The organism is Betaproteobacteria bacterium, assembly GCA_016791345.1.
Lineage (GTDB): Bacteria > Pseudomonadota > Gammaproteobacteria > Burkholderiales > JAEUMW01 > JAEUMW01.
The window spans coordinates 1-11,731 of the sequence record JAEUMW010000152.1 but is presented as its reverse complement, the minus strand read 5'-3'; the positions used below and the strand labels follow the sequence as shown (position 1 = coordinate 11,731).

At 66.6% G+C, this 11,731-nt stretch carries 11 protein-coding genes; 10 read left to right on the top strand and 1 reads right to left on the bottom strand.

What is annotated here, in order from left to right:
- Window positions 1–89 precede the first annotated feature (89 nt).
- The 6 genes from JNK68_06165 to JNK68_06140 all read left to right on the top strand — a co-directional run bounded on the left by JNK68_06165 (window position 90) and on the right by JNK68_06140 (window position 6,897).
- Window positions 90–587: a hypothetical protein gene (locus JNK68_06165; protein MBL8539940.1), complete on the top strand. Its 498-nt coding sequence runs from the start codon at window positions 90–92 to the stop codon at window positions 585–587.
- Window positions 588–618: 31 nt separating this feature from the next.
- Window positions 619–1,419, top strand: a complete 801-nt coding sequence (gene dapB, locus JNK68_06160) for a 4-hydroxy-tetrahydrodipicolinate reductase (protein ID MBL8539939.1) — start codon at window positions 619–621, stop codon at window positions 1,417–1,419.
- 126 nt (window positions 1,420–1,545) lie between these two features.
- Window positions 1,546–2,706, top strand: a complete 1,161-nt coding sequence (gene carA / locus JNK68_06155; GenBank protein MBL8539938.1) for a glutamine-hydrolyzing carbamoyl-phosphate synthase small subunit — start codon at window positions 1,546–1,548, stop codon at window positions 2,704–2,706.
- A gap of 1 nt (window position 2,707) precedes the next feature.
- Window positions 2,708–5,926 (top strand): carbamoyl-phosphate synthase large subunit, encoded by a 3,219-nt coding sequence (carB, locus tag JNK68_06150; protein ID MBL8539937.1) that lies wholly within the window; start codon window positions 2,708–2,710, stop codon window positions 5,924–5,926.
- 17 nt (window positions 5,927–5,943) lie between these two features.
- Window positions 5,944–6,420, top strand: a complete 477-nt coding sequence (gene greA, locus JNK68_06145; protein ID MBL8539936.1) for a transcription elongation factor GreA — start codon at window positions 5,944–5,946, stop codon at window positions 6,418–6,420.
- A gap of 21 nt (window positions 6,421–6,441) precedes the next feature.
- On the top strand, window positions 6,442–6,897 hold the full coding sequence (locus JNK68_06140) for a DUF4149 domain-containing protein (GenBank protein ID MBL8539935.1): 456 nt from the start codon (window positions 6,442–6,444) through the stop codon (window positions 6,895–6,897).
- On the opposite strand, the gene yhbY is transcribed toward JNK68_06140, so the two are convergent.
- On the bottom strand, window positions 6,894–7,373 hold the full coding sequence (gene yhbY, locus JNK68_06135) for a ribosome assembly RNA-binding protein YhbY (GenBank protein MBL8539934.1): 480 nt from the start codon (window positions 7,371–7,373) through the stop codon (window positions 6,894–6,896). The two genes, JNK68_06140 and yhbY, sit on opposite strands and share 4 nt — an antisense overlap.
- A gap of 43 nt (window positions 7,374–7,416) precedes the next feature.
- Between yhbY and JNK68_06130 the strand changes: the two genes are divergently transcribed.
- From JNK68_06130 to glmM, 4 genes are all read left to right on the top strand, one after another.
- Window positions 7,417–8,085, top strand: coding sequence for an RlmE family RNA methyltransferase (locus JNK68_06130; protein MBL8539933.1), 669 nt, complete (start codon window positions 7,417–7,419; stop codon window positions 8,083–8,085).
- A 67-nt stretch (window positions 8,086–8,152) separates the two neighbouring features.
- Window positions 8,153–10,042, top strand: coding sequence for an ATP-dependent zinc metalloprotease FtsH (gene ftsH, locus JNK68_06125; GenBank protein MBL8539932.1), 1,890 nt, complete (start codon window positions 8,153–8,155; stop codon window positions 10,040–10,042).
- Window positions 10,043–10,093: 51 nt separating this feature from the next.
- On the top strand, window positions 10,094–10,927 hold the full coding sequence (folP, locus tag JNK68_06120; GenBank protein ID MBL8539931.1) for a dihydropteroate synthase: 834 nt from the start codon (window positions 10,094–10,096) through the stop codon (window positions 10,925–10,927).
- On the top strand, window positions 10,920–11,731 hold an 812-nt coding region (glmM, locus tag JNK68_06115; protein MBL8539930.1), incomplete at its 3' end, for a phosphoglucosamine mutase. The genes folP and glmM, both read left to right, overlap by 8 nt.

The following is an 11,731-nucleotide window of genomic DNA, read 5'->3' as shown; positions in this document are numbered from 1 at the left end:
AGCCAGCGGATGCACCCGCAGCCAGCACCGCGATGCCCAAGGCCGCGCGCCGCGGTCCACCGCCGCCGCCGCCGTCTTCCGGCGGCGTCATGGACTCCCTCAAGTCGGCCATCGGCATGGACGTGGATTCGCCGCCGCCGGTACCGCCGCGAGAGGCCGCAGCCGCCGGGGCGGCGGGAACAACCACCGCGGCCACGGCGAAGTCGTCCGAAGGCATGCTGGACAGCATGACCAAGTCGGTGAAGAAGGTCTTCGGCGCCGACGACGATGCGGCCGTCCCCAGTCCGTCGGCCAAGGCGAGCCCATCGTCGTCCACCAAGAAGCGGGACAAGGATGCGGTGCCGCGTCCGCGCCCGGCCGCGGCGGAGGAGCAGGTCGGGCGGCCCCGCCCGAAGGCGAACGAGGAGCAGGTTCCCCGTCCCGGCGTGACGACCGAGGCAGCGGCGACCCCCCGTCCCAAGAGCAGCAAGGCGAAACCGCCTCCGCCGCCCGCCGAGGGCGAGTCGATCACGGACTCGGTGACCTCCGGCGTGAAAAAGGTGCTCGGGGTGGACGACGGCGGCGCGCCGGTCGCTGCGCCGCGCTAGACGATCGGGTTTCTCGACGGGATCCAGGCTGATGCTGCGCATCGTCATTGCCGGGGCTTCCGGCCGCATGGGCCGGATGCTGCTCGAAACCGTGGCACAGGCGCCCGGTGCGCGCATCACCGGCGCGCTCGAGCGGCCGGGCAGTCCTTTTCTCGGGCGTGACGCGGGCGAACTCATCGGCGCACCGTGCGGCGTCACGATCAACGACGACATCGAGCGTACGCTCGCCGCCGCCGATGTGCTGATCGACTTCACGCGCCCGGAAGGAACCCTCGCGCATCTCGCCGCATGCGACGTGCTCAAGGTGAAGATGGTGGTCGGCACGACCGGGCTCACCGAGCAGCAACGGAAACGACTGGCCGATGTGTCGCAGCGCATCGGGATCGTCGCCGCTCCGAACATGAGCGTCGGCGTGAACCTCATCTTCAAGCTGCTCGACACGGCTGCGCACGTGCTCGCCGAAGGCTACGACATCGAGATCGTCGAGGCGCATCACCGGCACAAGGTGGACGCGCCTTCGGGCACGGCACTGCGCATGGGCGAGGTCGTCGCCGCGGCGCTCGGCCGCGATCTCGGGAACTGCGCAGTGTATGGGCGCGAAGGGGTCACCGGCGAGCGCAATCCCTCGACCATCGGCTTTGCCACCGTGCGCGGCGGCGACATCGTGGGCGATCACACGGTGCTCTTTGCCGGCATCGGCGAGCGCGTCGAGATCACGCACCGGGCGTCGAGCCGCGCCACCTTCGCCCAGGGCGCGCTGCGCGCCGCGCGCTGGCTGGCCGCGCAACCCGCCGGGCTGTATGACATGCAGGACGTGCTCGGTCTGCGCTGACGATCACGGCCGCTTTTCGTTGCCGGGACGAGCCTGGCAACGTATAATCCACCGCCAGCGGGATGGGGTCATGAGCCCTGTCCCGCTTTGTGCGTAAAGCCTTCATCGACACCCGGAGTTTGCCTTTTGCCGTCACGTCCGCCCGCGATTCTTGCGCTTGCTGACGGGACGATTTTCCGGGGCGCTGCCATCGGCGCGGCGGGTGAGACGGTCGGCGAAGTCGTGTTCAACACGGCGATCACCGGCTACCAGGAGATCCTCACCGATCCCTCGTACTGCCGCCAGATCGTAACCCTGACCTACCCGCACATCGGCAACACAGGCGTCAACGACGAGGACGTCGAGTCCCATCGCATCTTCGCCGCCGGCCTCGTGGTGCGCGACGTGCCGCCGCGGGCGAGCAACTTCCGCATGACGGGGACCCTCGATGCGTACCTCGAACGCGAGGGAGTCGTCGCGATCGCGGATATCGATACCCGCCGGCTTACCCGCATCCTGCGCGAGCGCGGTGCGCAGAGCGGCTGCATCATGGCCGGTGCGTCGGACGCGGAAAAGGCGGTGGCGCTTGCACGCGGGTTTCCCGGTCTTGCGGGAATGGATCTCGCCCGCGTCGTGAGCTGCACGCGGGCGTTCGCCTGGAGCGAAGGCGAGTGGGCGCTGGGCCGAGGCTTCGCGCAGCCGGCGCTTCGCCACCACGTCGTCGCCTACGACTACGGCATCAAGAGCAACATCCTGCGCAAGCTGGCAAGCCGGGGCTGCCGCGTCACCGTGGTGCCGGCGCAGACCCCCGCCGAACAGGTGATCGAGATGCGCCCGGACGGGGTGTTCCTGTCCAATGGACCGGGCGACCCCGAGCCCTGCGACTACGCGATTCGTGCCATCCGCAGGTTTCTCGACCTGCGGCTGCCGCTCTTCGGCATCTGCCTCGGCCATCAGTTGCTCGCGCTCGCGGCGGGCGGCCGGACACTCAAGATGAAGTTCGGTCACCATGGCGCCAACCACCCGGTGCAGGACGTGGAGTCAGGGCGCGTGCTGATCACGAGCCAGAATCACGGCTTCGCGGTCGATGCCGCGACACTTCCGGCGAACACGAAAGTGACCCACGTATCGCTCTTCGACGGCAGCCTGCAGGGCTTCCGCTTCGTCGACCGCCCGGCGTTCTGCTTCCAGGGGCATCCGGAGGCAAGCCCGGGTCCGCACGACGTCGATTATCTCTTCGACCGCTTCGTCGAGGATCTCGACGCGGCGGCCGTTGCGGCGCGCGCCGTCCGCTCGGCGCAGGCCTGAGATGCCGAAGCGCGCCGATCTGCACAGCATCCTGATCATCGGCGCCGGGCCGATCGTGATCGGCCAGGCGTGCGAGTTCGACTATTCCGGCGCACAGGCCTGCAAGGCGCTGCGCGAGGAAGGCTATCGCGTCGTCCTCGTCAACTCGAACCCCGCCACCATCATGACCGATCCGGAGATGGCGGATGCCACCTACATCGAGCCCGTGACGTGGCAGATGGTGGCGAAGGTGATCGAGATCGAGCGGCCGGATGCGCTGCTGCCGACCATGGGCGGGCAGACGGCGCTCAACTGCGCGCTCGATCTGGCGAAGCACGGCGTGCTGGAGCGTTACGGCGTCGAGATGATCGGCGCCAAGAAGGAAGCCATCGACAAGGCGGAGGATCGCGAGAAGTTCAAGCTCGCGATGCAGCGCATCGGGCTCGAGTGCCCGCGCTCGGCGCTCGCCCACTCGCTGGAGGAAGCCCTGCAGGTGCAGGCCATGGTCGGTTATCCGACGGTGATCCGGCCCTCCTTCACGCTGGGCGGATCGGGCGGCGGCATCGCCTACAACCGCGAGGAGTTCCTCGCCATCTGCGACCGCGGGCTGGAAGCCTCGCCGACCAAGGAACTGCTCATCGAAGAGTCGGTGATCGGTTGGAAAGAGTTCGAGATGGAGGTGGTGCGCGACGGCCGCGACAACTGCATCATCGTCTGCTCGATCGAGAACCTCGACCCGATGGGTGTGCACACGGGTGACTCGATCACCGTGGCACCGGCGCAGACGCTGACGGACAAGGAATATCAGATCATGCGCGACGCCTCCATCGCGGTGTTGCGCGAGATCGGCGTCGATACCGGCGGCTCCAACGTGCAGTTCGCCATCGATCCGGCGGACGGGCGCATGGTGGTGATCGAGATGAATCCGCGCGTGTCGCGCTCGTCCGCACTCGCCTCGAAAGCCACCGGTTTTCCGATCGCGAAGATCGCGGCCAAGCTGGCGGTGGGCTATACGCTGGACGAGCTTCGCAACGAGATCACCGGCGGTGCGACGCCGGCATCCTTCGAACCCTCGATCGACTACGTGGTGACGAAGGTGCCGCGGTTTGCCTTCGAGAAGTTTCCGCAGGCGAGCAATCGTCTCACCACGCAGATGAAATCCGTCGGCGAGGTGATGGCGATCGGGCGCACGTTCCAGGAGTCCTTCCAGAAAGCCCTGCGCGGTCTGGAGGTGGGTGTCGATGGCCTCAACCAGAAGACGACCGATTTCCAGATCATCGAGAAGGAACTGGGCGAACCCGGACCCGAGCGCATCTGGTATGTCGGCGATGCCTTCGAAAACGGTTTCACGCTCGAAAAGGTACATGCGCTGACGCGCATCGACCCGTGGTTCCTCGCCCAGATCAAGGAAATCGTCGACATCGAGACGGACTTGGACGACCGCTCGCTGGCAGAGCTGGACGCCGATCACCTGCGGCGGCTGAAGCGCAAGGGCTTCGCGGATCGGCGTCTGGCCAAGCTCCTGAAGACGACCGAATCCGAAGTGCGCACGGCGCGCCACCGCTTCGGCATCCGCCCGGTGTACAAGCGCGTCGACACCTGCGCCGGCGAGTTCGCCACCGGCACGGCGTACCTCTACTCGACCTACGAGGAGGAGTGCGAAGCGGCACCCAGCGACCGCCGGAAGGTCATGGTGCTGGGTGGCGGGCCGAACCGCATCGGCCAGGGCATCGAATTCGACTACTGCTGCGTGCACGCCGCGCTCGCACTGCGCGAGGACGGCTTCGAGACCTTGATGGTCAACTGCAATCCGGAGACGGTGTCGACCGACTACGACACGTCGGATCGCCTGTACTTCGAGCCGCTCACCCTGGAGGACGTGCTCGAGATCGTGCACGTCGAGAAGCCATGGGGCGTGGTGGTGCAGTACGGCGGGCAGACGCCGCTCAAGCTCGCGCGCGATCTCGCGGCCAACGGCGTGCCGATCATCGGCACCAGTCCGGACATGATCGACCGCGCGGAAGATCGCGAGCGCTTCCAGCAGATGCTGCACGCGCTCGATCTCAAGCAGCCGCCCAACCGCACCGCGCGCGCCGAGCGCGAGGCGATCGCGCTCGCCGAGGAGATCGGCTATCCGCTGGTCGTGCGTCCGAGCTACGTGCTGGGCGGGCGGGCGATGGAGATCGTGCACGATCCGCACGACCTCGAACGCTACATGCGCGAGGCGGTGAAGGTCTCCAACGAGTCGCCGGTGCTGCTCGATCGCTTTCTCAACGACGCGACGGAAGTCGACGTCGATGCGCTCGCGGACGGCACGGACGTCGTCATCGGCGGCATCATGGAACACATCGAGGAGGCAGGCGTGCACTCCGGCGACTCCGCCTGCTCCCTGCCGCCGTTCAGCCTCAGCCAGGAGATGCAGTCGGAACTGCGCCGGCAGACGGTAGCGATGGCGCGTGCCCTCGGCGTGGTCGGCCTCATGAACGTGCAGTTCGCCATCCAGCAGGGCACCGTCTACGTGTTGGAGGTGAATCCACGCGCGTCGCGCACCGTGCCTTTCGTGTCGAAGGCAACCGGACTGCCGCTCGCAAAGATCGCGGCGCGCTGCATGACCGGCAAGACGCTCGCCGCGCAGGGCGTGCTCACCGAGGTGATTCCGGACTACTACTCGGTCAAGGAGGCGGTGTTCCCCTTCATCAAGTTCCCCGGGGTGGACACCATTCTCGGGCCCGAGATGAAGTCGACCGGCGAGGTCATGGGCGTGGGCGAGAGCTTCGCCGAAGCCTTCCTCAAGTCGCAGCTCGCGGCGGGCGTGAAACTTCCCGCATCGGGCAACGTCTTTATCAGCGTCCGCCCATCCGACCGGCCGCGCGCGGTCGAAGTCGGCCGGGCGTTGTCCGAGCTTGGCTTCGCGCTGTACGGCACGCGCGGCACCGCTGCAGCGCTGACGGCAGCGGGCTTAGGTGTTACGGTCGTCAACAAGATGACCGAAGGCCGGCCCCACGTCGTGGATCTGGTCAAGAACGGCGAGATTGCCCTCATCATCAACACCGTTGAAGAAAAGCGTAACGCCATCCAGGATTCCTACTACATCCGCCACGCTGCCGTGCAGGGACGCATCACCTACTACACCACGATGGCCGAAGCACGCGCCGCCTGCGTCGGCCTGCAGCACGTCAGCGAGCTCAGGCCGTACGACGTGCAGGGTCTGCACCGGCAATTGGCCGAAGCCGCGGCCTAGCATCCTGCGGGAACCCCATGCAGAAGATTCCCCTGACTGTCACCGGCGCCGAATTGCTGCGCGCGGAACTCAGCCGTCTCAAGAGCGCCGATCGACCGGCCGTGATCAACGCCATTGCCGAGGCGCGCGCGCACGGCGACCTGTCGGAAAACGCCGAGTATCACGCGGCCAAGGAACGCCAGAGCTTCATCGAGGGGCGCATCGCCGAGCTCGAGGCGAAGCTCGGCAACGCCCAGATCATCAACCCAGCGCTGCTCGATGCCGATGGCCGTTGCGTCTTCGGGGCAACGGTCGAACTCGAGGACATGGACAGCCGCGAGGTCGTCACCTACCAGATCGTCGGCGAGGACGAGGCCGACATCAAGCTCGGCAAGATCTCGATCACCTCGCCGCTCGCGCGGGCGCTCGTCGGCAAGTACGCCGGCGAGGTGGCCGAGGTGCAGGCGCCGGGCGGGTTGCGCGAGTACGAGATCCTCGACGTCAAGTATGTTTGAGTTCCAGGCGGGCGGCAGCGCTTGAGGCAGTTCGCGCGCGATCTGCAGACGCTGACGGTCACGCTCTGGGTGGGATCGCTCTGGACCACGGGGCTCATCACCGCGCCTGCGCTCTTTCGCGTGCTGCCGGATCGGGTGCTGGCGGGGGCGACCGCGGGACGCCTGTTTACCCTGGTTGCCTACGTGGGCCTCGCGTGCGCGGCGTGCTTCATCGTGCTCAATCTTTCACGAAGGCAGCGGAAATCGTGGCTGCTCATCGGACTGACTGCGGCGATGGCGGCGCTGACGGTAATCGGCGAATTCGGCATTCAGCCGATTCTCGCCGGGCTCAAGGCGGCGGTCGCACCGGCGGATGTCATGCAAAGTGAGCTGCGCGGACGCTTGGTCGGCTGGCATGGCATCGCGAGCGGCGTCTACCTGTTGAACTGCCTGCTCGGAGGCGTCCTGGTCGTGTTGCTGCGCCGGAGCTCCGACTAGGGACGGGGCCGTGGTCTGCGCGCGGCGCGCGGGCGGAGCGGTGCGCGTCGTGGGGAAGTGGCGGGCGCTTCGCCCGCTCGCCCCCGATCGCGCTTGGGCGCAGAGGAGGGAGGCCGGCTGGCGGCGCGCGCCCGGGAGGATGCGGGCGGGGCGGCGGAAGCCCGCGTGCGCGGCGCCGGCGCTTTCGGTTCTTCCGGCTTCTCGCGATAGAGGACGGCGATCTTGCCGATCTGCTGGACGGGACTCGCGGCGAGCGCCGCGGCGAGCGCGTGGAACTGATTCGCACGCTCCTCGCGATCGTCGGAGGCGAGCTTCACCTTGATCAGCTCGTGGCTTTTCAGCGCGACCTCCGCTTCCTTCATTACGGACTCCGTGAGCCCTTTCGAGCCGACGATCAGCACCGGTCGCAACGGGTGGGCGCGCGACTTGAGCGCTCGGCGCTCGGCTGCAGATAGAAGTGGGGGGATGTGCGTCATCCGATCGCTCGCGGCGAATGAGGAAATCAGCAAAGTCTAGGCGATGAAGCGGAACAAGACCAGCCGGGCCTGGGTCCACCGGCATCTGACGGATCCCTACGTGCGCCAGGCGCGGGATCAGGGCTACCGGTCGCGGGCGGCGTTCAAGCTGCTGGAGATCGCGCAACGGGACCGCCTGCTGCGGCCGGGCATGACCGTCGTCGATCTCGGAGCCGCGCCTGGAGGCTGGTCGCAGGCCGCTGTCGGCGCCGTGGCGCCGCGCGGGCGCGTGCTTGCGGTCGACCTCCTCGACATGGCGCCGATCGCAGGTGTGATCTTTGTGCGCGGGGACTTTCGCGAGCCCGCCGTGTGGCAGCAGATCGAGAAAATGCTGCGAGACGATCGTCCCGACCTTGTCTTATCCGACATGGCACCCAATCTCTCTGGGGTGGCAGTGGTGGATCAGGCGCGCGCGCTCGCCCTGGCGGAGCGGGCGCTGGAATTCGCGGTGCGGTGGCTGAAACCGGAGGGGGCGTTCCTAGTCAAAGCGTTTCACGGCGACGGGTTCGAGACCTTCAGGAAGCACATGATCGCGTCGTTCAGGATCGTCCACGAGCGCAAGCCCAAGGCTTCGCGGGACACTTCGAGCGAATCCTTCCTGCTCGGCCGTATGCCTTTGAGCGGCGGGCAATTGGCACGGGAACCGCTTGATGGCGCCGGGTCTGCGCTGTGACAGCCCGGAATAATCGGATTAGAATCGTCGGTCGCATGTTGTCAAGCAAAGGTTGCGAGGAGTGAACTTGAACAATCTCGTCAAGAACGTGGCCATCTGGCTGGTGATTGCGCTCGTCCTGATGACCGTATTCAACCAGTTCAGCACTCGCCAGACTGCGCAGAGCCCGATGGACTATTCCCAGTTCATCGAGGAGGTGAAGCAGGGCAAGGTTGCCAAGGTCACGATCGAAGGGCGTGTCATCAAGGGGATCCGCTCCGACAACAAGCGCTTCACCACGTATGCGCCGTCGGACCCGTGGATGGTGTCCGATCTCCTCAAGGCGGGTGTGATCGTCGAGGCCAAGCCCGAGGAAGAGCCTTCGCTGCTCATGAACATCTTCGTGTCCTGGTTCCCGATGCTTTTGCTCATCGGCGTCTGGGTGTTCTTCATGCGGCAGATGCAGGGGGGCGGTCGTGGCGGCGCCTTCTCGTTCGGCAAGAGCCGTGCGCGGCTGCTCGACGAATCGACCAACACCGTGACCTTCGCGGATGTCGCCGGCTGCGAGGAAGCGAAGGAAGAGGTCGCTGAACTCGTCGAGTTCCTGCGCGACCCCGGCAAGTTCCAGAAGCTCGGCGGACGCATTCCGCGGGGCGTGCTCATGGTGGGCAATCCCGGCACTGGCAAGACCCTGCTCGCCAAGGCCATTGCCGGCGAGGCCAAGGTGCCGTTCTTCTCGATCTCCGGTTCGGACTTCGTCGAGATGTTCGTCGGCGTGGGCGCGGCGCGCGTCCGTGACATGTTCGATCAGGCGAAGAAGCACGCGCCCTGCATCGTCTTCATCGACGAGATCGACGCGGTCGGACGCCAGCGCGGTGCCGGCCTGGGTGGCGGCAACGACGAGCGCGAGCAGACGCTGAACCAGCTGCTGGTGGAGATGGATGGCTTCGAGGGCAACTCGGGCGTCATCGTGATTGCGGCCACCAACCGGCCCGACGTGCTTGATCCGGCGTTGCTGCGCCCGGGTCGCTTCGACCGCCAGGTCGTGGTGCCGCTGCCCGACATCCGTGGGCGCGAGCAGATCCTCACGGTTCACATGCGCAAGGTGCCGGTTGCGCCCGACGTGCGCGGCGACATCCTCGCGCGTGGCACCCCCGGGTTCTCCGGAGCCGATCTTGCCAACCTGGTGAACGAGGCCGCGCTCTTCGCGGCGCGGGCCAGCAAGCGGCTGGTCGACATGGAGGACTTCGAGCGCGCCAAGGACAAGATCATGATGGGCGCGGAGCGGCGTTCGGTGGTGATGCCCGAAGAAGAACGCAGGAACACCGCATATCACGAGTCCGGGCACGTGGTGGTGGCGAAGCTGCTGCCGAAGGCCGATCCGGTGCACAAGGTGACGATCATCCCGCGCGGGCGGGCGTTGGGTGTCACCATGCAGTTGCCGGAGGAAGATCGCTACAGCTACGACCGCGAGTACATCATGAACCGCATCGCGGTGCTCTTCGGCGGCCGCATCGCCGAGGAGGTGTTCATGAACCAGATGACCACCGGCGCCGGCGACGATTTCAAGAAGGCGACCGAAATGGCGCGGCGCATGGTCACCGAGTGGGGCATGAGCGACGCGCTGGGGCCGATGGTCTACGGCGAGAACGAGGGCGAAGTGTTTCTCGGTCGCTCCGTGACGACGCACAAGAATGTCTCCGAGACCACGATGCAGAAGGTCGATGCGGAGATCCGGCGGATCATCGATCAGCAATACGGACTCTCGCGAGGCCTGATCGAAGAGAACCGCGAGAAGGTCGAGATCATGGCTAAATCCCTGCTGGAGTGGGAGACGCTCGACGCGGATCAGATCGGAGACATCATGGACGGCCGTTCTCCGCGGCCGCCGCGACCGACTGCAACGGCACCGCAGCCGCCGCCGAGCAGTCCTCCCCCGGCACCGGCAGCCGCTCCGTCGGCCGCGCCGGGCACCTGATTCACCACTCAACCGCACGGGCCGGGACATCCCCGGCCCTTTTCGTTTCCCATGCGTGAACTCGTCTGTGGCCGATTTCGCCTGGCACTGAGCCGGCCGCTGGTGATGGGCATCGTCAACGTCACGCCGGATTCGTTCTCCGACGGCGGACGGTTCGCGTCGGTCGAGAACGCGGTATCACAAGGGCGGCGCCTGATCGAGGAAGGCGCCGATTTTCTCGACATCGGTGGTGAGTCGACGCGCCCCGGCGCCGCGCCCGTGCCGCTGGCCGAGGAACTGGGGCGAGTGCTGCCGGTGCTGGAACGTCTTGCCGACAGCCCGGTTCCCCTGTCGATCGACACCTACAAGCCCGAAGTCATGGCCGCTGCACTGGCGGCGGGTGCCAGCATGGTCAACGACGTGAAGGCGCTGCGCGAGCCGGGCGCGCTCGACGTGCTTCGCGCCTCCGATGCGGCGGTCTGCCTCATGCACATGCAGGGCGAGCCGCAGACCATGCAGGTGAATCCTCGTTACGAAGACGTGGTCGACGAGGTTCGAGCGTTCCTGCACGAGCGGGTTGCGGCGTGCGAGGCAGCGGGCATCGAGCGCGCACGCCTCGTCGTCGACCCGGGCTTCGGCTTTGGCAAGAGCAGGCAGCACAACATCGAGCTGCTGCGACACCTGCGCGAGCTGGTGCCTTCCGGGCTGCCGCTGCTGGCGGGGTTGTCGCGCAAGTCGGTCCTGGGAAAGATCACCGCGAGGAGCGTCGATGAGCGCGTTCACTCCAGCGTTGCGGCGGCGCTCGTTGCGGTGTACCGGGGTGCGGCGATCGTAAGGGTGCACGACGTCGGGTCAACCCGGGATGCGTTTACCGTGTACGGGGCGGTAGAATTGAACGATGACTAGAAGATACTTCGGTACGGATGGCGTGCGCGGCCGCGTGGGGGAGGAACCCATCACCCCCGAATTCGTGATGCATCTGGGTTACGCAGCGGGAAAAGTGCTGGTCGGCGAGGGCAGGGCACGACGCAACGGCGATCACCCGGCGGTGCTGATCGGCAAGGACACGCGCATCTCCGGCTACATGCTGGAGTCTGCGCTGCAGGCAGGGCTTTCGGCGGCGGGAGTGGACGTCTACCTCGCGGGACCGATGCCGACACCGGCCGTCGCGTACCTGACGCGGGCGTTGCGGCTGTCGGCGGGTATCGTGATCAGCGCCTCGCACAACCCGTTCGAGGACAACGGGATCAAGTTCTTCTCGGCAGACGGGGACAAGCTTCCCGACGCCACCGAGCGCGCGATCGAGGCACGCCTGGAGGAACCCATCTCGTGCGCTCCGTCCGCCAAGCTCGGCAAGGCCTGGCGCGTCAACGATGCGGCCGGTCGCTACATCGAGTTCTGCAAGAGCACTTTCCCCAACTCGCTCGATCTGCGCGGGCTCAAGGTCGTGCTCGATTCCGCGCACGGCGCGACCTACCATGTGGCGCGGAATGTTTTCCACGAGCTGGGTGCCGACGTGGTGGCAATCGGCAATCAGCCGGACGGCCTCAATATCAACGAAGGCTGCGGCGCGGTGCATCCCCAGGAACTGCGGCGGGTGGTGCGCGAGCAGGGCGCGCAGTACGGGATCGCCTTCGATGGGGACGGTGATCGTCTGGTGATGGTGGACGGCGCCGGCAATTCCTATGACGGCGACCAGCTCGTCTACGT